We start from the raw sequence: 24769 nt of genomic DNA on the forward strand, positions 1-24769 counted from the left end.
TCACAAGTGGACCCTATGTGTCTGAAAAGTTGTTCGGGTACACTCGGCGCCTGTAAAACCGACCCTATCGAATCACTTTTTACGTTCTCACGAGGTTTGCCATGGCTGATTACAAAGCGCCGCTGCGTGATATGCGCTTCGTCCTCAACGAAGTGTTTGAGGTCGCCACACTTTGGGCCCAATTGCCGGCATTGGCAGACACGGTCGACGTCGAAACCGTTGAGGCAATCCTCGAAGAAGCCGGCAAAGTCACCGCCAAATCCATCGCCCCGCTCAGCCGCAGCGGCGATGAACAGGGCTGCCGCTGGGCAGACACCGTTGTCAGCACCCCGGACGGTTTTCCACAGGCCTACACCACCTACGCCGAAGGCGGTTGGGTGGGCGTGGGCGGTGATCCGGCCTTTGGCGGCATGGGCATGCCCAAGGCGGTCTCGGCGCAGGTTGAAGAGATGATCAACTCGTCGAGCCTGGCCTTCGGCCTGTACCCGATGCTGACCTCCGGCGCTTGTGTATCGATCAACACCCACGCGAGTGAAGTACTCAAGGCAACCTACTTGCCGAATATGTACTCCGGCAAGTGGGCCGGCTCCATGTGCCTGACCGAGGCCCATGCCGGTACTGATCTGGGGATTATCCGCACCAAGGCCGAGCCGCAGGCTGACGGTTCCTACACCATCAGCGGCACCAAGATCTTCATCACCGGCGGTGAACACGACCTCACCGAGAACATCATCCACCTGGTGCTGGCCAAACTGCCGGATGCCCCGGCCGGTCCCAAGGGCATCTCGTTGTTCCTGGTGCCGAAGTTCATGGTCAATGCCGACGGCAGCCTGGGCGCGCGTAACCCGGTGAGCTGTGGCTCCATCGAACACAAGATGGGGATTCAGGCCTCGGCGACCTGCGTGATGAACTTTGACCAAGCCGTGGGTTACCTGGTGGGTGAGCCGAACCGTGGTCTGGCGGCGATGTTCACCATGATGAACTACGAGCGCCTGGGCGTGGGTATCCAAGGCCTGGCGTCCGGTGAGCGGTCCTACCAGAACGCGATTGAATACGCGCGCGACCGCCTGCAGAGCCGTGCGCCGACCGGCGCGCAGGCCAAGGATAAAATCGCCGACCCGATCATCGTCCACCCCGACGTGCGTCGCATGCTGCTGACCATGAAGGCGTCGAACGAAGGCGGCCGTGCATTCTCCACATATGTGGCGATGCAGCTGGATATCGCCAAGTTCAGCGAAGATACCGCCGCCCGCGAGCGCGCGGATAGCCTGGTAGCCTTGCTGACCCCGGTGGCCAAGGCATTCCTGAGCGATCTGGGCCTGGAAACCACGGTGCTCGGCCAACAAGTCTTTGGCGGCCACGGTTACATCCGCGAGTGGGGCCAGGAGCAATTGGTGCGTGATGTGCGCATCACCCAGATCTACGAAGGCACCAACGGCATTCAGGCCCTGGACCTGATGGGACGCAAGATCGTCGGCAGTGGCGGTGCGTTCTACACCTTGTTCGCTGATGAGATCCGCCAGTTCACCGCCACTGCAGGCGCGGAGCTGGCCGAGTTCACCACGCCGCTCAACGCCGCAGTGGATAGCCTGGATGAATTGACGGCCTGGGTGCTGGATCGCGCCAAGAGCAACCCGAATGAAATCGGTGCGGCCTCGGTGGAGTATTTGCATGCATTCGGATACATGGCCTACGCCTATATGTGGGCAATGATGGCCAAGGCGGCGCTGGGTAAAGAGGCCGAGGAAGACTTCTACGCCAGCAAACTGGGCACTGCGCGCTTCTACTTTGCCCGTCTGCTGCCGCGTATTCACTCGTTGAGTGCGTCTGTAAAAGCCGGTAGCGAATCGCTGTTTTTGCTGGATGAGTCCCTGTTCTAAGGGTGTAGAGGCTTTGTAAGCATTCTCTTACATGACGTGCTGCTAATCGTCCTCTATCGCCAAATTGGATCCACGGATAATCTACTTCACATGGACGTCGCGCAGGAAGCGCAAAGCAACAACACGGACACGTAGGATTCTGCCAGGATGGCGGAGTGAAAGGGATGTCAGGGAAACAGTCTGCAAAACCCCGCCTCGGCGGGGTTTTCTTTTGCCCGCGAAAAAGTCAGGCCGGCACCTGCGGGGCATTCATCACGTCCTCCAGCAAGGTGCGCAGCAACGCCAACGTCGCTTGCTGGCGCTGCACATCGCGGCAGACCAACCCCACTTTCAGCGGCACCCTGGGTTCACTCAAGGGTTTCCACAGCAGCGCCTTGCTGTTGTGTTCGTCCTGGGAGCGTCCCGGTAGCACCGTGGCCAATTTGGTATGAGGCAGGCTGTCGAGAATCCCCACCATGGTATTCAACTCCGCCTGTACCTGCGGGCGCCGCCCGAGGTTGGACAACTGGCTCTGCCAGATCTGCCTGATCTGAAACTCCTCCCCCAGCAGTAACATCGGCAACTCGGCCGCCTGTGTCAGGGAGACTTTCTTGAATTCACGCAGGGGGTGATCCTCCGGGATGACCACCTTCAGCTCATCTTCATACAGCAGCACGCCGTGCAACCCCGGCTGGCGGGGTGGCAGGTAACTGATGCCGATGTCCAGCGAGCCGTTGAGCAGGCGCCGTTCAATTTCAATCCCGGTCAGTTCGTAGATTTGCACCACTAGGTGCGGCTGGGCCTTGCGCACGCGCTCCAGCATTTGCGGGACCAGGCTGGTGTGTACGGTTTGCAGCACGCCGATGGCCAAGGTGCGCAATGCCTGGCCCTTGAAGTTGCGCAATGCCTCCACGGCTTGCTGCATGCCATCGATCAACGGCAAGGCGTGGTTGTATAACGTATGGGCTGCGAGGGTCGGCAGCAGGCGCTTGCTGCTGCGTTCGAAGAGGCTCACATCGAGGTTTTGTTCGAGCTGGCGGATCTGCTGTGACAGGGCCGGTTGGGAGATCGACAGACGCTCAGCGGCACGGCCTACGTGGCCTTCCTCATACACCGCGACGAAATAACGCAGTTGCTTAAAATCCATAAGTAATTCTTATCGAAAAAGCTGGAAAATCGAAATGGCCGATGGCCCCCGAGACGCCTAGTCTAGCGCCTATCCACAAGGCTTACAGGGCCAGATCGGGCGATGATTAGCGTTTATGTTGATGGTATTTGCATAGGCAAGACAAAAAACCTCCAGGCAGGTTTTACGGGGTACACCGACCACGGCATGCTTGCCATGGGAGAAAAAGTGTGAACCTGTTCAATTTGCGCCGCTCGGCGGCCAGTCTGGATGACTTGATCCTGGATGCTTGTGGCGAAGATTTTCCCAGTGAATGCTTGATGCCTACCGTAGCGCGCCCCCCGCATGTCTTCGTGCGCGGCCAGGGTTCCTGGTTGTGGGACAGCGATGATCGCGCCTATCTGGACTTCAGCCAGGGTTGCGCGGCCAACAGCCTCGGCCACAGCCCGCAGGTATTGATCAGGGCCTTGGCCGATCAGGCCCATGCGCTGATCAATCCCGGTCACGGCTTGCATAACCGCCCCCAACTCAACCTCGTCGACCGCCTGTGCCACCGCACCGGCAGCGATCAGGCGTATTTGCTCAACAGCGGCGCGGAAGCCTGCGAAGCGGCGATCAAACTGGCGCGCAAGTGGGGCCAGCTGTATCGCGGTGGCGCTTATCGCATCATCAGCGCAAGCAACGGTTGCCATGGGCGCAGCTTCGCGGCGATGTCGGCTTCGGCGAGCAGCCGCGAAAACCGCTTTGAACCGCAGCTGCCGGGCTTCAGCCACGTCCCGCTCAACGATCTGGCGGCGCTGCACGCGGCCGTTGACGCGCAAACCGTTGCCATCATGCTCGAGCCGATCCAGAGCGAAGCCGGCGTTATCCTCGCGACCGAGCATTACCTCAAGGGTGTCGAGCGACTGTGCCGCGAGCTGGGTATTTTGCTGATCCTCGATGAAGTGCAAACCGGTATCGGCCGTTGCGGCACCTTGCTTGCCGAAGAGCACTACGGTGTGCGCGCCGACATCATTACGCTCGGCAAAGGCCTGGGCGGTGGTGTGCCGCTGGCGGCACTGCTGGCGCGCGGCAAAGCCTGTTGCTTCGAAGTCGGTGAGCTGGACGGCACCCATCATGGCAATGCGCTGATGGCCTCGGCCGGGGTGGCGGTACTCGATACCGTGCTGGGGCACGGTTTCTTCGAGCATGTACAAGAGTCTGGTTGCTACCTCGGCGAAGGTCTTGCCCGCCTGTCTTACCGCTACAGCCACGGTCAACTGCGCGGCCACGGCCTGATGTGGGGACTGACGTTGTCGGATGATTCTGCAGACGCCGTGGTAAAAGCCGCTCTGGACGAAGGACTTATCCTCAACGCCCCGCAACCCAACTGCCTGCGCTTCACCCCGGCCCTAACGGTGAGCAAAAGCGACATCGACGAAATGCTCCTGCGCCTGACTCACGCTTTTTCCCGGGTGCGTACCGCACAGGTGCAATGCCGCAAGGGCATCGCCGTTTGACCCCTAATTCCTGAACCGTCTCGCGGTATACGCGGCGCCCCCAGCTTGTTTGTTTTGGCTGGGGGCGTTTTTTTTTGTTCAGAGAAGGATGGCCGCAGTGCCAGATCCCACTGAACCCCCACGAACGTCCAAGGTCGATTAGCTAGACGGCTCACACGAGCCGATTTTCAGGAGCTGACCCCATGGACATCATTCGCATCATCATCGCCATCCTGTTGCCGCCACTGGGTGTGTTCCTGCAAGTGGGTTTCGCCGGCGCGTTCTGGCTGAATATTCTGCTGACCTTGTGCGGTTACTTCCCAGGCATCATTCACGCGGTGTACATCATCGCCAAGCGCTGAGGCCCTCAGCCTTTTGCGATGAGCCGGGAGTTGCGCTCGTTGCGAAAGGCCAGTTGCTCGATGGTCTGGGTGGCGTGTTCGGCGTCTTCCCGGGCTTGAAGGATGATGCCGTGGTGCTCGGATTTGCTGCACACCGGGTCGGCGTTGCTCGCATCGCCGGTCAGCATGAACGCCTGGCAACGGCAGCCGCCGAAGTCCTTCTCCTTTTCATCGCATGAGCGGCACGGCTCCGGCATCCAGTCGTAGCCGCGAAAGCGGTTGAAACCGAACGAGTCGTACCAGATGTGCTGCATGCTGTGGTCACGCACATTAGGAAATTGCACCGGCATCTGTCGGGCACCGTGGCAGGGCAGGGCGGTTCCATCCGGAGTGACTGTCAGAAAGATGCTGCCCCAGCCGTTCATGCAGGCTTTCGGGCGTTCTTCGTAGTAATCCGGGGTGACGAAAATCAGCTTGCACGGGTGCCCTTCGGCTTCGAGCTTGGCGCGGTATTCGTTGGTGATACGTTCGGCGCGCACCAGTTGTTCCTGGGTCGGCAACAACCCCACACGATTGAGCTGCGCCCAGCCGTAGAACTGGCAGGTGGCGAGTTCGACAAAGTCCGCCTCCAGTGCAATGCACAGCTCGATGATGCGGTCGATCTTGTCGATATTGTGCCGATGAGTGACGAAGTTCAGCACCATCGGGTAGCCGTGGGCCTTCACCGCGCGAGCCATTTCGAGTTTTTGTGCGAAGGCCTTTTTCGAGCCGGCCAGCAGGTTGTTCACCTGTTCGTCGCTGGCCTGGAAGCTGATCTGGATATGGTCCAGACCCGCCTTTTTGAAATCGCTGATCTTCTGCTCGGTCAAGCCGATGCCGGAAGTGATCAGGTTGGTGTAGAAGCCCAGTTTGCGCGCTTCGGCAATCAGTTCGGCGAGGTCCTGGCGCACCAGCGGCTCACCGCCGGAAAAGCCCAACTGCGCGGCACCCATCTCGCGTGCTTCGCGAAACACCTTGATCCATTGCTCAGTGCTCAGCTCCTTGCCCTGCTCGGCGAAATCCAGCGGGTTGGAGCAATACGGGCACTGCAGCGGGCAGCGATAGGTCAGCTCGGCGAGCAGCCACAGCGGCAGACCGATGGCCGGTTGTTCAGGCAAGCGTGATCCAGTGCTCAGCACGGGCGACCTCCATGAATTGCTCGATGTCGTCACCGAGCTCAGGCACACCAGGGAATTGTTCATCCAGCGCGGCGATGATCGCCGTGACGTCGCGCTCACCGTCGATCAACCCGCCAATCAACGCGGCGCTGTCGTTGAGCTTGATCATGCCTTCCGGGTAGAGCAGCACATGGCCTTTTTGCGCAGGCTCGTACTGGAAGCGATAGCCCGGGCGCCAGGCCGGTGTTCTGCTGCGATCAAAGCTCATAGGGTGATCCCTTTATGCCAGACCCGCTGCTCGGTCACGCTGTGATACGGCGGGCGATTCAGTTCGTAGGCCATGCTCATGGCATCGAGCATGCTCCACAGGATGTCCAGTTTGAACTGGAGAATTTCCAGCATGCGCTCCTGGCCTTCACGGGTGGTGTAGTGCTGCAGGGTGATCGCCAGACCATGCTCCACATCGCGGCGGGCCTGGCCCAGGCGGGTGCGGAAATACTCATAGCCGGTGGGGTCGATCCACGGGTAATGCTGCGGCCAGCTGTCGAGACGCGATTGGTGGATCTGCGGCGCGAACAGTTCGGTCAGCGAGCTGCTGGCGGCTTCCTGCCAGCGCGCACGGCGGGCGAAGTTGACGTAGGCGTCCACCGCAAAGCGCACGCCGGGCAGCACCAGTTCCTGGGAGCGCAGTTGGTCCGGATCGAGGCCGACGGCCTGGCCCAGGCGCAGCCAGGCTTCGATGCCGCCGTCTTCACCGGGGGCGCCATCATGGTCGAGCAGGCGCTGAATCCACTCGCGACGGATTTCGCGGTCCGGGCAGTTAGCCAGGATCGCGGCATCCTTCAGCGGAATGTTCACCTGATAGTAGAAACGGTTCGCGACCCAGCCCTGGATCTGCTCGCGGGTGGCGCGGCCTTCATACATCGCCACGTGGTACGGGTGATGGATATGGTAGAAGGCGCCCTTGGCCCGCAGGGCATGCTCGAACTCGGCGGGCGTCAACGGTGTGTCAGTCATGTCGTCTGCTCCTACAATTCAATGCTCATGCCATCGTAAGCCACTTCGACATTGCGCCGCACCAACTCGGCCCGTTCGGGAGAATCTTCATCGAGGATCGGGTTGGTGTTGTTGATGTGGATAAGCACCTTGCGCTGCTTCGGCAGGTGTTCCAGCACTTCGAGCATGCCGCCCGGGCCGTTCTGCGACAGGTGGCCCATCTCGCGGCCGGTGCGGGTGCCGACGCCACGGCGCTGCATTTCATCATCGTCCCACATGGTGCCGTCCACCAGCAGGCAGTCGCTGCCAGCCATGATGTCCAGCAACGGCGCGTCAACCTTGCCCAGGCCCGGGGCGTAGAACAGTTTGCCGCCGGTGCGCAGGTCTTCGACGATCAGGCCGATATTGTCGCCGGGGTGCGGGTCGAAGCGGTGCGGTGAATACGGAGGTGCGGCACTGCGCAGCGGCAGCGGGGTGAAGCGCAGGTTGGGGCAGGCCGGGATGGTGAAGCTGGCGTCCAGCTCGATGCGGTTCCAGGCCAGGCCGCCGTTCCAATGGGTGAGCATGGTGAACAGCGGGAAACCACTGCTGAGGTCTTCATGGACCATGTCGGTACACCACACCTGGTGCGGGCAACCTTCACGCAGGCTCAATAGGCCGGTGGTGTGGTCGATCTGGCTGTCCATCAGGATGATCGCGCTGATGCCGGTATCGCGCAGTGCGCGGCCGGGTTGCATCGGCGCGAAGCCCTGCAGTTGTGCGCGGATATCCGGCGAGGCATTGCACAGCACCCAGTTCACGCCATCGTCGGAAATCGCGATGGATGACTGGGTACGCGCCTGAGCTCGCAGGCTGCCATCACGAAAGCCTGCGCAGTTCGCGCAGTTGCAGTTCCACTGCGGGAAGCCGCCGCCGGCGGCGGAACCTAGAATCTGGACAAACATGGCCGCTCCATCAAGCAAAGCTGAAAACAAAAACGCCCCGGACGGGCCGAGGCGTTGTATTACCCAGCCAATCAGCGGCTGGCGAAGTACATAGTCACTTCGAAACCGATGCGCAGATCAGTGTAAGCAGGTTTGGACCAAGTCATATTCTTACTCCTACGAAGGGATGGGGCGTTTACTACCAAGTAATACATATAGTCCACCTCCAATCGGAGATGTTCAGATGTGCTCGTAGGAATATTACGCATTTTTTTCCAAGTTAGCGCTGTCTTGGTGGAAAAAGCCTATTGCAGGGGCGGCAATGATCAGCCCGCCGATTGCCAACCCTCGCCAATGCGCGGGCCGTTGGCGATACAGTGCCAGCCGCCTGCAGCGTCCCGTAACTGTTGGGCGGCGCGTTGCAAGTCCTCCCGGGTTAGGGCTTGGATTGCGTGTTGAAGCAGCGCGAGATAATCCGACGGATGGCCGGCCAGGCGCGCCTGCCACAACAATTCGGCGGCCTGGGCGATGGGCAGCGCCTGCGCCGTGAATTGTTGCGCCAGCGCCGGGTGGCCGAGGTTGTCGCTGGCGTCGATCAATGCCGGCAATTGTGCGAGGAAGGTCCTCAGGTGCTCCATGATCCCGTCAAGGGAAACACTGGGGGATTGCACGCCAAACAGCAGGCCTGTTTGCCCATTGATCTGTCGGACGCCGCTGAACACCGCGTAGCCGATTTGCAGCTCTACCCGCACACGTTGGTAGAACGGCCCTTGGAGCAGGTGCGCCAGCAGGCGCCACGCGGCTTCATCTGCCAGGGACCGCGTCGGCGTCGGGCAGAACAGCAGCAACGCTGCGTCGAGGGCATCGGTATTGATCTCATGCCATAGATACTGGCCGCTGAGGCTGGCGAATTCGCCTTCGAGCGTGTCCGGTTGCCCAGGCAAGCGGGCGGCGGCAGATTTGAGCGCCGCTTCGCAGTGGGCGGGCAGCCCAATGCCCAGGCCTTCCCAGCGTGCGCGTGTCCACGACATCGAGGGTGCTTGGGTGTGCGGCTGCACGCCGGCACAGCACGCGGGCAACGCCTTGAGCAATTGCCGAATGGCAATCATCGGTGTGGCGGCAGGGCCTGGCCGCAGATCATCTTCAGGCGGGTTCAGGCTGCGTGCGAGCTCATCGAGTATCGCCGGCATGGGCTGGTGAAGACCGACCATTTTCACCCGCCAGTCATTGCCGATCGAGTCGAAGGATAAGTCGACACCTGCCTGGCCGGCATTTTCGCGCAACGGCTGCAGGGCGTTTTCCAGTGCCGTTGGGAGCGGGCAATCAAGCCGCCAACGCAGGTAGAGCGCGCCTTCATCATGCTCATCGGCCAACGCCGGGCTGAACGACAACGCTGACAGCTCTCGCCGCCCCCGGGAACGGTCCTGGGCAAAAGTGCGCAGGCCCCGGTGGGCACTGGTCTGGCCGCGAATCAGGCCGGCGCGCTCGTCCTTTACGGGTGGGCGCAGGAACGGATTGTTGGGCGGCAGTTGCCACGCGTGTCGGCAGGCTTGCAGCGGCAGGGCATCAAGCAGAGCCTTGAGGGCGGCAACGTGGTGCTCCGACAAGGACGCTTGCAGCTCTTCGCTGTCATGCCTCGCCAATGCGAGGGCGCCTTGGATCTGCTGTTGACGCGCGTTGAGCAGGGCGAATTCCTCGCGCAGAGAAGTCCAGTCGCTGTGTGCGAAAAAGCTCAGCCAGTCGTACAACAGTGCTTCGATCTGCGTCGCCGCGTCGCTTTGCGCGCCGAGGGTAAAGTCGAGATCCAGTAACGCTTGCCCGGCGAAGTGGTAAAGCACGGACGCCTGCAGGGCGCTGGCCAGTTGGCGCGCTTGCAGTTCCGCGCGCAGCCCGCCCGGCGCCGAGGCGTTGAGCCAGAGACAGAGGAAATCCAGGGCTTCCTTGGGGGTGTTGACGCTGATGACATGATGCAGATGGCCGTTGGCGCTGTGTTGAAAACGCGGTGTATGAGCGGGCAGCAGGGCCGGAGGGGCCTCCTGCGGGTGCCGCGGGCCGGCGTTCAGTTGCTCACCGAAGCGCCGCGCCAAGCGTTCCAGTTCTGCCAGCGGTTGCGGGCCGGCCAGGCTCAACGTCATTTGCCCCGACGGGTAGAAGTGTTGGTGGAAATCCCGCAACGCTTGCTGAAACGCCTGACGTTCCACCGGCAAGCTGTCGCGATTGCCCGCATGGAAGCCCCGAAGCGGATGATCGGCTGCCAGACCTTCCAGCAGCGCGACCTGTTGTTGCGCGCTGGCATCCTGGGACCAGGCGACAAATTCCGCGTGCAGCACTTCGCGCTCGCGCAGTTGATCGTCCAGCGCCAGGCGCGGATGGGTCAGCATATCGGCCAAGCGTTCGAGACCGTCGGCGAAGGTCGGCTGCGGCAGCTCAAAGAAGAAATCCGTGGTGCGCTCACGCGTACTGGCATTGACCTGGCCACCGTGGCGCTGCACGTAGGCCATCAGCCCTTCTTCGGTCGGAAAACGCTCAGTGCCAAGAAACAATAAGTGTTCCAGAAAGTGCGCCAGGCCGGGCCACGCCAAAGGCACGTCATGGCTGCCGGCCGCCACCCGTAAAACAGCGGCGCAGCGCTTTAAACGCGGGGCATGGCGCAGGGAAACCCGCAGGCCGTTGACCAGGGTCAGGTGAAGGTGATGAGGCTGGGCCGGCGCAGGCATGGGCACTTCCGATACGAGGGAAGTGCCTATGCTAGCAAACCCTCCAGATCAGGGCTTGTGCAGCGTGCCGTACAGTTCGGGGCGACGGTCTTGCAGATAGTCATTGGCGGCGCGGGCATCGAGAATCGATTGGTGTTCCAGCGTGCCGACGATCAAGGCTTCATCCAGGCCGGCCTGGGCGATTCGCTGACCATCCGGTGCGGCGATGCTGCTTTGCCCGCAATACTGAATCTCGCCTTCGTGCCCGCAGTAGTTGGCGTAGGCCACGTAGCACTGGTTCTCAAAGGCCCGCGCCCGCACGGTGACGTCGGCGACAAAGTCGAACGGCACCATATTCGCGGTGGGCACCAGGATCAGATTGGCGCCGGCCAGGGCCAGGCGCCGGGTGTTTTCCGGGAACTCCAGGTCGTAACAGATCAGCACGCCCAGTTTCCAGCCGTTGAGTTCCACCAGCGGAAAATCATCGCCCCCGGCACTGAACATCGAATGGTCGAGGTCGCCAAACAGGTGCGTCTTGCGGTAGTTGCACAGGCGCTGGCCGTGGGCGTCGATCAACTGCACGGCGTTATAGATCTGCCCGTCTGCGGCCCGCTCCGGGTAACCGTACAGGATCGCTCGTCCGGCACTTCGCGCCAGTTCGGCAATCGTTCGCGCTGACTCGCCATCCTGCGCCTCGGCCAATGCGCCCACAGCTTCGGCGCCGATGTTGTAACCAGTGAGGAACATCTCCGGCAGCACCAGCACGTCGGCGCCGGACGCCTCGTGCACGAGGCGGTGCAGGCGCTTGAGGTTACCGGCCACATCCAGCGGCAGCGGTGGGCATTGGTACAGGGCGACACGCATGGCTTGGCTCCTTAATCGGCCAGGGCAATCGGCCCGATTTCATCGAACACATCACCCGGCCCTGGGTTCTCTGGGTGAGTGTGGCCGCCGAAGTGGGTCATGATGCCCCAGACGGCGTTCAACGAGGTTTGCACCGCGCCTTCGACCCAGGCAGGTGTCCAGGATACGTCATCGCCGGCGATAAAAATCCCACGTTGCTCGGCGGGCATGTCCTTCTGCATGAAGTGCGCGTACATCCGCTGGTTGTAGCGATAGTGGCCGGGCAATGCACCTTTGAAGGCTCCGAGGAAATGCGGGTCGGCTTCCCAGGACACAGTGATCGGGTCGCCGATGATGCGCGCCTTAATGTCGACTTTCGGGTAGATCTTGTTCAGCGCGTCGAGGGCCAGCTTCACGCGTTTATCGATGGGCTGCGGGAGCATTTTCAGCGCATCGCTCATCCACGAGTACGACAGGCAGATCACGCCCGGCTTGTCGTCGCCGTTGTCGAACAGGTAAGTGCCACGGGTCAGGCGATCGGTGAGGGTCATGCTCATCAGGTCGCGGCCGGTTTCTGGGTCTTTGTCTTTCCAGAACGGGCGGTCGACCATCACGAAGGTCTTCGACGATTGCATGTAGCGGGTGCGATCCAGGGCCATCCACATTTTTTGCGAGAACAGGGTTTCGTCGCATTCGATCTGGGTGGTCAGCAGCCAGCTTTGGCAGGTGGTCAGCACGGCGGCGTATTCGCGGGTATCGCCGTAGTTGTCGGTCACGGCGAAACGACCACCGGCCGCGTGGGCAATGCGCTTGACCCCGGCCCGTGGCGCGCCGCAGTGCAACGAACTCAGGCTGGTGCCCGCTGGCCAGTGGGCGCAGCACTCCGGCACATGGCGCCAGATACCCATGGGCACCTGTGCCACGCCGCCGACCACCAGGTGTTGATGGTCGTCGCAGTTGGTCATCACCACACGGAAGATTTCCAGCATGGAGTTGGGGAAGTCCGAATCCCAGCCGCCGGTGCCGAAGCCGACTTGACCGAACACTTCACGGTGATGGAACGACAACTTGGCGAAGGCCTTGGAGGTGGCGACGAAGTCGTAGAAGGTGCGGTCGTCCCACAGCGGCACGAGTTTATTCCACAGCGCTTTGAGGCGCGGTACGTCGCGGTCGCGGATGGCTTGCTGGATATCGCCGAACTGCGAGCCGGCTTCCAGGGCGTCGGCCCAGGCGTCAGCCACTTCCTGGAACAGCGCAGGCAAGTCGGACAGTTTTTGTGCGTAGTGGGTCTGGCCTTCCAGGTCTATGACCGTGCTGCCGGAAGCCGGCGTCAGCGGGTTGGGGAAGGGTTTGGTGTCCAGGCCAAGTTTGTCGACATAGTGGTAGAACGCGGTGGACGACACCGGGAAACGCATACCGCCCAGTTCGGCGATGATGCCTTCGGCCCCTTCAAACGCTTGGGAGCGCAAGCGCCCGCCCATCTTCGAGGCCTCGTACACCACGGGCTTGAGGCCCAGCTTCATCAACTCATAGGCGGCCACCAGGCCGGCAATCCCGGCGCCGACGATCGCCACTTCGGCGCCATGGTTGGCCGCCGGAATACTGCCCAGGCCGGCGGGGTGCTCGATCCAGTCATCAAACGCGAACGGGAAATCCGGGCCGAAGATGGTGATCGGTTTCTTACCGTCGGCGGGGTGGCGATTGGTCTTGCTGATGCTGCTGGACGGAATGCTCATGGCTGACCTTACTAGCGGCTCGCGGGACGTGCCCGCTGAGTATAGGAAAAGATGGCAGCCAGTTTAGGGAGCGTAGCGTTCGTTAATAAGACGCAAAGTGTCGTCGAATTGAATTGTTTTCAGTCAAAGTGACGAGATTGCTGGTCAGATTGGTTGTCTGCGATCGAGTTTGTTACTGAGGATGATCGACGTGGTGGTTTTTTCCACGCCTTCGACGCTGCCGATTTGATCCAGCAATTGATCGAGCTGTTCCGGCGAATCGGTGCGCAGCCATGCTACGTAATCGAACTCGCCGCTCACCGCGCACAGTTGCTGAACCTGGGCCATCGCACTGAGCTTGCGCAGCACGTCCTTGCCCGAACGCGCCTGCACGGTGATGCCGACATACGCCTGCAAACCGCTATCCACCACACGCTGGCCGAGACGCACGCCATAACCGGTAATCACCTGGGTTTTCTCCAGGCGTGCCAGGCGCGACGTCACCGTGGTGCGCGCAATACCCAACTGCCTGGCGAGCATGGCCACGCTCTCGCGGGCGTTGATCTGCAACGCGGCGATCAGTTGGCGGTCGATTTCATCGAGGACAGGCAAGGGCAGCTCCGGTGCGGACGGATAGGGGGCATATGTTACAGGCTTGCGTGGTCTTTTCATCGCCGGGAGCAAGGCTAAACTCAGAGCACTCCACGACCCACAGAGGTTTGACCTGATGACACTGGCACCTTTTCACCTGGCTATTCCGGTATTCGACCTGGCGGCTGCCCGGCATTTCTACGCTGAGGTGTTCGGCCTGCAAGAGGGCCGCTCCAGCGACCATTGGGTCGACTTCAACTTCTTCGGCCATCAGTTGGTGATTCACGAACATCCCAAAACCGCGTCCCAGGCCGCGGCTCACACTAACGCAGTCGACGGCCACGACGTACCCGTGCCGCATTTCGGCGTGGTATTGAGCTGGGACGACTGGCATGCGCTGGCAGCGCGATTGCAGGCGCGGCAGACCGCATTCGTGCTGGAGCCGCATATTCGGTTCAAAGGCCAGGTGGGGGAGCAGGCGACGCTGTTCTTGTTTGACCCCTGCGGTAACGCGTTGGAGTTCAAGGCGTTCCGGGATATTGGGCAGTTGTTTGCGAAGTGAGCCTGTGCACGGTTGCGCTCGCTAAAACGGCAGTGGCAGAGACACAAAAGCCGCGCAATGCGCGGCTTTGGAGTTGGTGGGCCCACACGGACTTGAACCGTGGACCAAAGGATTATGAGTCCTCTGCTCTGACCAACTGAGCTATAGGCCCTTAACAGGTCGCGGATTATAGCGATGGTTTCTCCACTGTGCTATCCGAAAAATCCTGAACCTTCATACGAAGAAACGTCGCGGCAAAAAGCTCCGGTGGCAGGGGCAGGCTGACGATGTAGCCTTGCATCTGTTCGCAGCCTTCGGCGGCGAGGAAAGTTTGTTGTGCGGGGGTCTCCACGCCTTCGGCAATGATGGTGAATTGCATGCTGTGGCCCAGGGCAATGATGGCGCGCACGATCGCCACGTCGTGGGGGTCGTCGGGCAGGCCGCGGATGAAGGATTGGTCGATTTTCAGGAAGTCCAGCGGCAGGCGCTTGAGGTAGCTGAGGGATGAATAACCCGTGCCGAAATCATCGATCGCCAGTTGTACGCCAAGGTGTTTGAGCTGGTGCAGCACGTCCAGCGCTTCTTCGGCCTGGCTCATGATGAAGTTTTCGGTGATCTCCAGTTGCAGGCAGCCCGGTTCGAGACGGTAATCGCGCAGTAACTGTTCGATGCGTGACAGCAGGTTGGGTTGGCGCAGTTGTGCGCCGGCGAGGTTGACTGACAGCGGGCCGAAGCGCTCGAAGGCGGTTTGCCAGGCGTGCATTTGTTGGCAGGCCTGTTCCAGGACCCAATCGCCGATTTGCAGGATCATGCCGTTCTCTTCGGCCAGGGCGATGAAGTGTTCGGGCGACACGTCGCCGAAGGTCGGGTGGTGCCAGCGGATCAGCGCTTCGGCGCCGATCAGTTGTTGGGTCTTCAGGCTCAATTTGGGCTGGTAATACAGGCTCAGCTCATCGCGCTCGATCGCCCGGCGCAGTTCGTGTTCCAGCGCCACGCGTTCTTTGGCCTGGGCGGTCAGGTCGCGGGTGTAGCCTTCGACACGGTTGCGGCCCTTGGCTTTGGAACGGTACATCGCGGCGTCGGCGTTTTTGACCAGAGTGGCGACGTCCATGCCGTCCTGCGGGTATAGGCTGGTGCCGATACTGGCGCTGATAAAAAACTCGTGTTCGCCCGCCTGGAATGGCGGGGTGAAGCAGGCCAGTAGTTTATTGGCCAGGTACTGGGCGTCGCTGGCTTGCTGCAGGCCGGGCAGGAGGATGATGAATTCGTCGCCGCCCAGGCGGGCGACGGTGTCGATGTCGCGCAGTTGCTCCTTGAGGCGCACGGCGATGTTCTGGAGCAGCAGATCGCCGATCGGGTGACCGAGGCTGTCGTTGATGTGTTTGAAGCGGTCCAGGTCGAGGAACAGCACGGCGCCCTGGTTGCCGCTCTCCTGTTGATTGGCGAGCGCGGCCTGTAGCCGGTTTTCAAACAGCGTTCGGTTGGGCAGGCCGGTCAGCGGGTCGTGATGCGCCTGGTAGTCGAGGCGCGCTTGGGCGTGTTTCAGGCTGGAGATGTCGGCAAACACCGCGACGAAGTGCGTGATCGCCTGGTCGCGGTTGCGCACGGCGCTGATGGTCAGCCAACTGGGGTAGACCTCGCCGTTCTTGCGGCGGTTGGCGATCTCGCCTTGCCAATGCCCATAGGTGGTCAACTGGTGCCACATCGCGGCATAGAACGCGCTGTCATGCAGGCCGGAGGCGAGCAGGCGCGGGGTGTGGCCGAGGGCCTCAGCTTCGCTGTAGCCGGTGATTTCGCTGAAGGCGCGGTTAACGGCGCTGATGTTTTGTCGGGTGTCGGTGATCAACACGCCTTCGGCGGTGCTTTCGAAGACGGTGGCGGCCTGTTGCAGTTTTTCCTGCATCTGTTGGCGTTCGGTGATGTCCCGGGCGATGGTCAGCATGCAATCGTCATTGCCGATGGGCAGCGGGCTGCTGGACACCTCGCAGAGCCGAATCTGCCCGTCGCTGCGGCGGATATGGCAGATGAAATCGCGGACAGACCCGTCGCGTTGCAGCAGCTCCAGCATGTGTGTGCGTTCGTTGAGGTCGACCCAGATGCCCAGGTCCAAGGTCGACTGGTCAAGGGAGGTTGCGGCGGGGAAGCCGGTAATGCGGCTGAACCCCTCGTTGACCTCAATCAGCAGACCGTCGCTCTGACGGCTCAGCAGCAAACCGTCGGGCGAGGCGTGGAAGGCCTTGGCGAATTTTTCTTCAGACGTTTGCAACTGTTGCTGGGTTTCCTTGAGCTCGGTGATGTCGCGCACCACCACTACCAAGGCTTCGGTCGTGTCGAGCTGGAATGGCTCGGCGGAAATCAGCCCGGTAAAGGCTTGGCCGTTGCTGCGCAGGAAGGGCATTTCCAGGTTGCGAATGCTGGTGGACTGCACCCGTTTCAACAGCTCCAGGCCGATGCCCGGGATACCCCAGATATTCAGCGTAGTAGCGGTTTTACCGATCACGTCCTCGGCCTTCAGGCCTACTTGATCCTCAAACGCTTTGTTGACCTCCAGCAGGCAGCCATCGGACATCCGTGCGATCACCAGGATGTCGGGGCACTGCTGGAACACCGAGGCAAACTTTTGCTCGGATAACTGCAACGCCTCTTCCGTGCGCTTGGCTTCGCTGATATCGATCATCAAACCGCGCAGCACCGGTTCATGGCCGTGTTCGATCAGGCTGACAATGTCGCGTACCCACAGGCACCGGCCGTCGGCGGTGATCACTCGGTAATCGACGCTGTGATCGCGGTTGGCGCGGGTTTCGCGGTAGCAATAGGCTTCTGTGCGCGTCAGGTCGGCGGGGTGAATGATGTTGCGCCAGAAGCCTGGAATCAGCCAATGGGCGCTAGGGTAGCCGAGTAATTCTTCGGCATGCGGCGACACGTAGCTGTAGGTGAAATCGGCAATGCTGGCCTCCCAGGCAATGGCGGACAAGCTTTCCACCAGGCCGCGATAGTGATATTCGCTGCTGCGCAATTCCTGCTCGAGGGCGACACGCCGGGAAATTTCTGAACTGAGCCGACGATTGATCCTAATCACGATGACCAATACGGTGCTCAGCAGCAGTATCGTGGGCAGGCCATACGTCAGCAGATCCGTCCAGAACGTGTGGTGATCGGTGAGGCTGCCGCCCCAGTGTTGCTGGATCGCTTGCGTTTCGTCCGGGCTGAGGTCGGCAAGGACCTTGTCCAAAATCCCCACCAGCATTTTGTTGTCACGAGGCACGCCCATTGCGAGTTGGTAGCGGTAGGGCGTTTCACCGCTGACGTACAAGCCATCGAGCTTGAGCTGGCGCAGGCTCCACACGATCGAGGCCAGGTCGCCGACCACCGCGTCCACTTCATCAGTGGCCAGCGCTTGCAGGGTCGAGCTCACATTCGGCATGGCCACCAGGTTGAGGTCGGGGTGGTGGGTGCGCAGCAATTCATGGGGCGCGTAGTTTTCCACCACGGCAATCTTGAGCCCGTAGAGGTCCTTCAGGTTGCGCGGTTGCGCACCGCCTTCATGGGCGAGGATGACGATGGGGAAATCCAGGTATGGCCGCGTGAACGCCATATAGGCCTGGCGCTCGGGGGTGGACATGATGCCCGGCAGCAGGTCGAGCTGGTTGTTGCGGGCCTGCTCGAGTACAGCGCTCCAGTTTATCGGCTCGATCAGCTTGATCCTGATGCCCAGGCGGTCCTGGATCAGGCGCACGTAATCCGCCGCCAAGCCTTGGTAGCGACCATTCTCGTCGCGGTATTCGAAGGGGGGCCAGGAGGCATCCACCCCCAGGCGCAGCTCCTGGTGGTCCGCCAACCAGCCACGCTCATCCTCCGTGAGAGTCAAGGCGCCAGCCGTTGCGGTCCAGGTCAGCAGCGACAGCAACAGCACAGTCGGCAATCTGGGCATAACGGTCTCGTTATGGCACGGGGAATGTTTCGAGTGTAGACGGGCATTGCGAGGATGGGGTGTTGCGCGGGACTGAATCTATAGAAAGTAATCTATAGAAAGCAAAACCCCCGGCCTGGGCCGGGGGTTCTGGGATCACTCGTCGAGGAAGGAGCGCAGATGCTCGCTTCGCGTCGGGTGGCGCAACTTGCGCAGCGCCTTGGCTTCGATCTGACGAATCCGCTCACGGGTCACGTCAAACTGTTTACCGACTTCCTCAAGGGTGTGGTCGGTATTCATGTCGATGCCAAAACGCATGCGCAGTACCTTGGCTTCACGGGCAGTGAGGCCGGACAGTACGTCGCGAGTCGCTTCTTTAAGGCTCTCAACGGTGGCGACATCGATTGGCGACTGCATCGTCGAGTCTTCGATGAAGTCACCCAGGTGGGAGTCTTCGTCATCACCGATCGGGGTTTCCATGGAGATCGGCTCTTTAGCGATCTTCAATACCTTGCGGATTTTATCCTCAGGCATTTCCATGCGTTCGCCCAGCTCTTCCGGGGTCGGTTCGCGACCCATTTCCTGCAACATCTGCCGGGAAATACGGTTGAGCTTGTTGATGGTCTCGATCATGTGCACCGGAATACGGATGGTGCGGGCCTGGTCGGCGATCGAGCGAGTGATCGCCTGACGAATCCACCAGGTGGCATAGGTCGAGAACTTGTAGCCGCGACGGTATTCGAACTTATCCACAGCCTTCATCAAGCCGATGTTGCCTTCCTGGATCAGATCGAGGAATTGCAGGCCACGGTTGGTGTACTTCTTGGCGATGGAGATCACCAGACGCAAGTTCGCTTCAACCATCTCTTTCTTCGCGCGGCGGGCCTTGGCCTCACCGATCGACATGCGACGGTTGATGTCCTTGATCTCGGCAATCGTCAGACCGGTTTCGGTCTGAAGTGCGGTCAACTTGTGCTGGCAGCGGATGATATCGGGCTGCAGGCGACCAATGGCTTCAGCGTATTTCGCCTTGCCCTTGGCCAGTGCGTCGGTCCAGCTTTCGTCAACTTCGTTGCCCGGGAACTGGCGCAGGAAGTCGGTACGCGGCATGCGCGCATCACGAACGCAGAGCTGCATGATCGCCCGCTCTTGTGCGCGCAGACGCTCAAGGGCACTGCGAACGCGTTCAACCAGGCCTTCGAATTGCTTCGGCACCAGCTTGATCGGCATGAACAGCTCAGCCAGCGCCGCCAGTTCGGCAATCGTCAGCTTGTTGGAGCGACCGTGCTTTTTCAGGGCTTTGCGGGTGATTTCCATTTGATCGGAAACCGCACCGAAACGCTGGGCAGCGACGATCGGATCTGGACCGCTTTCGACTTCATCTTCGTCATCGGTGCTGGCTTCAGCGTCGTCCTCTTCGGCATCGTCGTCCGCTTTCACGGCTTTCGGGTCGACAGGCGGCGGCACTTCGGCAGCAGGTGGCGCAATGCCGTCGTCCGGGTCGATATAACCGCTCAGGACGTCGGACAGGCGGCCACCTTCGGTGGTGACGCGAGTGTACTCGGAGAGAATGTGGTCAACCGTGCCAGGGAAGTGCGCGATTGCGCCCATCACTTCACGGATACCCTCTTCAATACGCTTGGCGATTTCAATTTCGCCTTCGCGTGTCAGCAACTCGACGGTACCCATTTCACGCATATACATGCGCACAGGGTCAGTCGTGCGACCGATGTCGGTCTCCACCGCGGCCAACGCGGCAGCGGCTTCTTCAGCTGCTGCCTCGTCGGTATCGGAGTCGGCCAACATAAGGGCGTCCGCATCCGGAGCACTCTCGTGTACGGGGATCCCCATGTCATTAATCATGCGGATGATGTCTTCCACCTGCTCTGGATCTGAAATATCCTCAGGCAGGTGGTCGTTGACCTCTGCGTAAGTCAGATACTTCTGCTCACGACCCAGGGTGATCAACTCTTTGATACGAGACTGCTGTTGCGCTTTTCCGGACATAACACCCTATCCACTGAAGGTCTTGGCGGGCAAAAAACAAGCCGAGGATTATACCCGAGCTACGACCTCACGCGCCAGTTAAGGTCGGGTTTGATGCGGAAACATTCTGTTTTAAGAGGTCGCGCATCTGTTTTGCTATCTGAATTTGCTCTTCAGCCGATAATCCCGGCTGCCTCGCTCTCTTGATGAGTTCATCGAGGGTCTGCGTGTGCTGACCCGCAGATAACCTAGTAATGGTGTCTAAAAACTGTTGTTCAAGGTTATCGCCGTCAATTAGCCACTCCTTTTCCGCGAGGGCTTTCAACAAACGACCTTGTTCGGTGCCATGCCAGCGGGCCATCAGTTGGATGGAGTTTAGCTTAGGATTTTTCTGCACGGCCTCGATCAGTGCGATCAGGACCTGGGCATAGGTGTTGCTCTCGTTGGCAAAGTGCTCGGCACTCTCCACCTTGCCCGCCAATTGCGGATGGTGGATGAGTGTGCGCAAGGCAATCAGCGTAGGTGCTTCTACGGCCACCGGGGTGCGCGGGGCGTAGGCCTCGTCGCGATCACCCCGCTTGCCGTTTTTGCTCCAGGGTTTCTTGTCCCATTTCTTGCCGCCGGCGCCGGGCTTTTTCGGTGTCCACTCCTGCTGGGGCGTGTAGGCCTCCTGCGATTGGTGGAAGTCGGAATAGTCCGGCATGGCGTCGTAATCCATGCCTGGGTCGTAGGCGGGCGGTGCGTCTTGCGGCGCGCTGTGGACCAGTTGGCTGACCGCTTCGCCGCTCAGTCCGGTGATTTCCAGCAGGCGCTGACGCATCAGGATGCGCAGGTTGGCGCCCGGCACTTTGTCGATCAGCGGCGCTGCGAGGGTGGCCATGTGCGCCTTGCCTTCGAGGGAGCGCGGGTCGGCTTCTTCGGTCAGTTGTTGGAAGAAATAGTCCGCCAGCGGTTGCGCATGTTGATTGATGCGCGCGCGGAAGGCGTCGGTGCCTTCGGAGCGGACCAGGGTGTCCGGGTCTTCGCCTTCGGGCAGGAACAAAAAGCGTGCGCGGCGTCCATCCTGCAGGCACGGCAGCGTGGCTTCGAGGGCGCGCCAGGCGGCGTTGCGGCCTGCCTGGTCGCCGTCGAAACAGAACAGCACGCTGGGCACTACACGGAACAGGCGCTTCAAGTGTTCTTCGCTGGTGGCGGTGCCCAGGGTCGCCACGGCATTGCGCAGGCCCTGCTGGGCGAGGGCGATCACGTCCATATAGCCTTCAACCACGATGATTTCGTCGAGGTTGCGGTTGTTCTTGCGCGCTTCGAACAGGCCGTAGAGTTCCTGGCCCTTGTGAAACACTGGGGTTTCCGGCGAGTTGAGGTACTTGGGCTTATCGTCCCCGAGTACGCGGCCACCGAAGGCGATGATCCGGCCGCGGCTGTCGCGGATCGGGAACATCACGCGGTCGCGGAAGCGGTCGTAGCGTTTGCCGGTCTCGGCGTTTTCCACCAGCAGGCCGGCGTCGATCATGGCTTTTTGCTGGAGGGTGTCGCTGCTCAGGTGTTTGTACAGGTTGTCCCAGCCCGGCGGGGCGAAGCCCAGGCCGAAGTCGCGGGCGATTTCGCCGGTCAGGCCGCGACCCTTGAGATAGTCGACGGCGGCCTTGCGCTGCGGATGGCTCTTGAGTGCCTGGCGATAAAAGTCTGCGGCGGCGGTCAGGAGTGGGTACAGCGGCGAATCGGTGGGTTGTCGCGGTTTGTGCGGGCGGCCACTTTCTTCGCGGGGGATTTCCATGCCGGCGGCTTTGGCCAGTTCCTCGACGGCCTGGGGGAAGTCCAGGTTGTCGTGGTCCATGATAAAGCCGAGGGCGTTGCCGCCCGCGCCGCAGCCGAAGCAGTAGTAGAACTGCTTGTCGGGGCTGACGCTGAACGACGGGGTCTTTTCCTTGTGAAACGGGCAGCAGGCGGTGTAGTTCTTGCCCGCCTTCTTCATTTGCAGGCGCGAGCTGACCACATCGACGATGTCGGTGCGGTTCAGAAGGTCGTCAATAAAGCTCTGGGGAATTAGCCCGGCCATGGCGTTCTCGTCATCACTGCGTGGGAATGAGGGCCCGTGAAGTGCTCAAGCGCACGTATCGTATGGCTCGACCATCAATCGTCTGCTTGGGCTGTCAGGAAGTGTATCTGCCGAACATTCACTGACGTTAATTTCTATTCAGTCTGTTCGGCGAAGAAATGTCGCCCCGGCGTCCGGTTTAGGCCAATGGCAGGCCTCGGAAGCGCATCGATGGGCACAGCCGACACAGTCGATCGTCTGCTTGAAGAAATTAAGTGTGCTCGTCAGTAGCCTTGTTAGGCTCGTCAGAAGAGACGCGCACCGCTGGCAGAAGAGCCAGTCCTGACGTGTGAAGCTGTGTCTCGGTCGCGTGTGCGGCGTCGACGATGAAGCATCAAGCGATATCCGCAAATGCCAACAGCCCGGCTGAGGGCCGGGCTTGGCAGAAGCTTGCTACGAACGTCTGTGTATTAGTACAGACGAACGGCGCGGCGCTGCTCGCGCTGAACTTTCTTGGCGTGACGCTTAACAGCGGCTGCTGCTTTACGCTTACGCTCAGAAGTTGGCTTCTCGTAAAATTCGCGGCTACGAACTTCAGCCAGAACACCGGCTTTTTCGCAGGAGCGCTTGAAACGACGCAGAGCTACGTCGAAGGGTTCGTTCTCTTTTACTTTGACGGCTGGCATCCAGAGCTACCTTCTTTCATTACCGGGAATCAACGTTCTCGTCGCAAAAAATTCGCGGCTGAGGTCGTCGGTTTTTAAGGGTTGCGGATGTTAACCCCTCATTGCCAGGAATGCAAAGCCTCTGATCGAAAACCGCTAGTCGGGAGGGGGTGTGGCGACTATTATGCGCGCCTTCGAATTCAGCCTCTACAAGGCGCAAACCCATGCTAGTACTGGGACTTGAAACCTCCTGCGACGAAACCGGTGTCGCACTTTACGACAGTGAACGCGGGCTTTTGGCCGATGCACTGTTCAGTCAGATCGACCTGCACCGTGCCTATGGCGGCGTGGTGCCGGAGCTTGCCAGCCGTGATCACGTCAAGCGCATGCTGCCGTTGATTCGCCAGGTGCTCGACGAGGCCGGCTGCGTGCCGACCGAGATCGATGCGATCGCCTACACCGCCGGCCCAGGATTGGTCGGAGCCCTGCTGGTTGGGGCTTCTTGCGCCCAAGCGCTGGCATTTGCCTGGGATATTCCGGCCCTCGGCGTACACCATATGGAAGGCCATCTGTTGGCGCCGATGCTGGAAAAAACACCGCCGCAGTTCCCGTTCGTCGCTTTGTTGGTTTCGGGGGGGCATACGCAGCTGGTTCAGGTCGATGGGATCGGTCAATACACGCTGTTGGGCGAGTCCCTGGATGATGCCGCCGGTGAAGCATTCGACAAGACCGCGAAGATGATGGGCCTCAATTATCCCGGCGGTCCGGAAATCGCGCGCCTGGCTGAAAAGGGGGTCGCCGGCCGCTTCACCTTCCCGCGGCCGATGTGTGATCGCCCGGGCCTGATGTTCAGCTTCAGCGGCTTGAAAACCTCCGCGTTGAATACCTGGCAGCACAGCGTCAGCGCCGGGGACGACAGTGAGCAAGCCCGTTGCGACATCGCGCTGGCGTTCCAGCAGGCCGTGGTGGAGACTTTGACCATCAAGTGCAAGCGTGCCCTGAAACAGGCGGGCATGCAGCGCCTGGTGATCGCAGGCGGCGTCAGCGCCAACAAGGCTTTGCGCGCGTCCCTGGAAAAAATGCTCGGCGACATGAAGGGCGATGTGTTTTATGCGCGCCCCGAGTTCTGCACTGACAACGGCGCGATGATCGCTTATGCCGGGTGCCAGCGCCTGCAGGCCGGTCAGCACGAAAGCCTGGCGATCAGCGTACAGGCACGCTGGCCGATGGAGCAGTTGTCACCGTTGTGAGCGCTCAAGGTGAGCGGGATTCATCGGCGGGATTTAAAAATGCCGTTCGCGCCCGGCAAACAGGTCGCGTAAATTGCCGCGATGGCGCCAGACGATCAGCAGGGTCAGCACGCTCATCGGCAACAGCGCCGCCGGTTCCTGCCAGGCCAGCAACGGCAGGGTGAGCGGCGTGGCGATCAGTGCGGCCAGCGAGCTGGTGCGGGTCAGGTAGAACGTCAGCAGCCAGGCGAGCACCGCCAGCAGCGCCGCCGGAGGGTAAATCCCCAGCAGCATGCCGGCCGCCGTGGCGACACCCTTGCCGCCGCGAAAACGAAAGTACAGCGGAAACAGATGGCCGAGGACGGCGCATACGCCAATCCAGGCTTGCTGTTGTAGGGTAAGGCCGGCGAGGCTGGCGATCAGTACGGGCAGCAGGCCCTTGCAGACGTCGCCCAGCAGCGTCAGGACGGCGAGCTTCTTGCCGGCCAGGCGCAACATGTTGGTGGCGCCGGCATTGCCTGAGCCACTCATTCGCGGGTCGGGATTTCCCGTCAGGCGGCTGAGCAAAATGGCGAAGGACAGCGAGCCGAGCAGGTAGGCGAGAATCGCCAGTGACCAAAACATGCTAACTATTCCGGGCGAGGACGCCCTGATTCTAACGGGGCATCGCGCCCT

Annotated in this window: 20 protein-coding genes and 1 tRNA gene; 5 read left to right on the top strand and 16 right to left on the bottom strand. The window is 60.9% G+C overall.

The genetic code is table 11. The features are described 5' to 3' along the window. The first annotated feature begins 101 nt into the window (after positions 1-101). Positions 102-1880 (top strand): acyl-CoA dehydrogenase C-terminal domain-containing protein, encoded by a 1779-nt coding sequence (locus tag ACP7CJ_RS23955; protein WP_276195170.1) that lies wholly within the window; start codon positions 102-104, stop codon positions 1878-1880. A gap of 226 nt (positions 1881-2106) precedes the next feature. Here ACP7CJ_RS23955 and ACP7CJ_RS23960 read toward each other — a convergent pair whose 3' ends face one another. Then, the gene (locus ACP7CJ_RS23960; protein ID WP_276195169.1) at positions 2107-3006 is read right to left on the bottom strand and encodes a LysR family transcriptional regulator; all 900 of its coding nucleotides are present in this window, start codon (positions 3004-3006) and stop codon (positions 2107-2109) included. A gap of 209 nt (positions 3007-3215) precedes the next feature. Between ACP7CJ_RS23960 and ACP7CJ_RS23965 the strand changes: the two genes are divergently transcribed. After that, positions 3216-4484 (top strand): aspartate aminotransferase family protein, encoded by a 1269-nt coding sequence (locus ACP7CJ_RS23965; RefSeq protein WP_426102316.1) that lies wholly within the window; start codon positions 3216-3218, stop codon positions 4482-4484. A 182-nt stretch (positions 4485-4666) separates the two neighbouring features. Continuing rightward, positions 4667-4825 (top strand): YqaE/Pmp3 family membrane protein, encoded by a 159-nt coding sequence (locus ACP7CJ_RS23970; RefSeq protein ID WP_010207008.1) that lies wholly within the window; start codon positions 4667-4669, stop codon positions 4823-4825. Between the two features lie 5 nt (positions 4826-4830). On the opposite strand, the gene pqqE is transcribed toward ACP7CJ_RS23970, so the two are convergent. From pqqE to ACP7CJ_RS24015, 9 genes are all read right to left on the bottom strand, one after another. Continuing rightward, positions 4831-5961, bottom strand: coding sequence for a pyrroloquinoline quinone biosynthesis protein PqqE (pqqE, locus tag ACP7CJ_RS23975; RefSeq protein WP_282598688.1), 1131 nt, complete (start codon positions 5959-5961; stop codon positions 4831-4833). Continuing rightward, complete coding sequence (pqqD, locus tag ACP7CJ_RS23980; protein ID WP_426102318.1) at positions 5954-6229, bottom strand: pyrroloquinoline quinone biosynthesis peptide chaperone PqqD; 276 nt, start codon at positions 6227-6229, stop codon at positions 5954-5956. Before pqqD ends, pqqE begins: the two co-directional genes overlap by 8 nt. Beyond that, positions 6226-6978 carry a pyrroloquinoline-quinone synthase PqqC gene (pqqC, locus tag ACP7CJ_RS23985; protein WP_276195166.1) on the bottom strand — a complete coding sequence of 251 codons (753 nt, stop codon included), beginning with the start codon at positions 6976-6978 and terminating at the stop codon, positions 6226-6228. The genes pqqD and pqqC overlap by 4 nt, the downstream gene beginning before the upstream one ends. Before the next feature lie 11 nt (positions 6979-6989). Next, on the bottom strand, positions 6990-7901 hold the full coding sequence (pqqB, locus tag ACP7CJ_RS23990; RefSeq protein ID WP_253399713.1) for a pyrroloquinoline quinone biosynthesis protein PqqB: 912 nt from the start codon (positions 7899-7901) through the stop codon (positions 6990-6992). Positions 7902-7972: 71 nt separating this feature from the next. Then, positions 7973-8047: a pyrroloquinoline quinone precursor peptide PqqA gene (pqqA, locus tag ACP7CJ_RS23995; protein ID WP_003194766.1), complete on the bottom strand. Its 75-nt coding sequence runs from the start codon at positions 8045-8047 to the stop codon at positions 7973-7975. Positions 8048-8206: 159 nt separating this feature from the next. Then, on the bottom strand, positions 8207-10597 hold the full coding sequence (gene pqqF, locus ACP7CJ_RS24000; RefSeq protein ID WP_426102320.1) for a pyrroloquinoline quinone biosynthesis protein PqqF: 2391 nt from the start codon (positions 10595-10597) through the stop codon (positions 8207-8209). A gap of 48 nt (positions 10598-10645) precedes the next feature. Beyond that, a complete protein-coding gene (locus ACP7CJ_RS24005; RefSeq protein WP_276195164.1) occupies positions 10646-11440 on the bottom strand; it encodes a carbon-nitrogen hydrolase family protein in 795 nt (264 codons plus the stop codon). Positions 11441-11451: 11 nt separating this feature from the next. Next, positions 11452-13134, bottom strand: coding sequence for a flavin monoamine oxidase family protein (locus ACP7CJ_RS24010; protein WP_426102365.1), 1683 nt, complete (start codon positions 13132-13134; stop codon positions 11452-11454). 165 nt (positions 13135-13299) lie between these two features. Further along, positions 13300-13746 carry an Lrp/AsnC family transcriptional regulator gene (locus ACP7CJ_RS24015; RefSeq protein ID WP_426102322.1) on the bottom strand — a complete coding sequence of 149 codons (447 nt, stop codon included), beginning with the start codon at positions 13744-13746 and terminating at the stop codon, positions 13300-13302. A gap of 115 nt (positions 13747-13861) precedes the next feature. On the opposite strand from ACP7CJ_RS24015, the gene ACP7CJ_RS24020 reads away from it, so the two are divergent. After that, a complete protein-coding gene (locus tag ACP7CJ_RS24020; protein WP_426102324.1) occupies positions 13862-14287 on the top strand; it encodes a VOC family protein in 426 nt (141 codons plus the stop codon). Between the two features lie 74 nt (positions 14288-14361). On the opposite strand, the gene ACP7CJ_RS24025 is transcribed toward ACP7CJ_RS24020, so the two are convergent. From ACP7CJ_RS24025 to rpsU, 5 genes are all read right to left on the bottom strand, one after another. Beyond that, positions 14362-14438, bottom strand: a tRNA-Ile gene (locus ACP7CJ_RS24025). Between the two features lie 15 nt (positions 14439-14453). Then, positions 14454-18197: an EAL domain-containing protein gene (locus ACP7CJ_RS24030; protein WP_426102326.1), complete on the bottom strand. Its 3744-nt coding sequence runs from the start codon at positions 18195-18197 to the stop codon at positions 14454-14456. A 135-nt stretch (positions 18198-18332) separates the two neighbouring features. Next, positions 18333-20183 (bottom strand): RNA polymerase sigma factor RpoD, encoded by a 1851-nt coding sequence (rpoD, locus tag ACP7CJ_RS24035; protein ID WP_276195146.1) that lies wholly within the window; start codon positions 20181-20183, stop codon positions 18333-18335. 67 nt (positions 20184-20250) lie between these two features. After that, entirely contained in the window at positions 20251-22221 is a 1971-nt protein-coding gene (dnaG, locus tag ACP7CJ_RS24040; RefSeq protein WP_276195145.1) for a DNA primase, read from the bottom strand. Positions 22222-22670: 449 nt separating this feature from the next. Beyond that, on the bottom strand, positions 22671-22886 hold the full coding sequence (rpsU, locus tag ACP7CJ_RS24045) for a 30S ribosomal protein S21 (RefSeq protein ID WP_002551877.1): 216 nt from the start codon (positions 22884-22886) through the stop codon (positions 22671-22673). Between the two features lie 203 nt (positions 22887-23089). Between rpsU and tsaD the strand changes: the two genes are divergently transcribed. Beyond that, positions 23090-24115, top strand: a complete 1026-nt coding sequence (gene tsaD, locus ACP7CJ_RS24050) for a tRNA (adenosine(37)-N6)-threonylcarbamoyltransferase complex transferase subunit TsaD (RefSeq protein WP_247395853.1) — start codon at positions 23090-23092, stop codon at positions 24113-24115. Between the two features lie 33 nt (positions 24116-24148). Here the strand turns inward: tsaD and plsY are convergent, their stop codons facing one another. Then, positions 24149-24718, bottom strand: coding sequence for a glycerol-3-phosphate 1-O-acyltransferase PlsY (gene plsY / locus ACP7CJ_RS24055; protein ID WP_025857033.1), 570 nt, complete (start codon positions 24716-24718; stop codon positions 24149-24151). Between the last annotated feature and the right edge of the window lie 51 nt (positions 24719-24769).

Source organism: Pseudomonas sp. PSPC3-2, assembly GCF_049897085.1.
Classification (GTDB): Bacteria; Pseudomonadota; Gammaproteobacteria; order Pseudomonadales; family Pseudomonadaceae; genus Aquipseudomonas; species Aquipseudomonas paraveronii.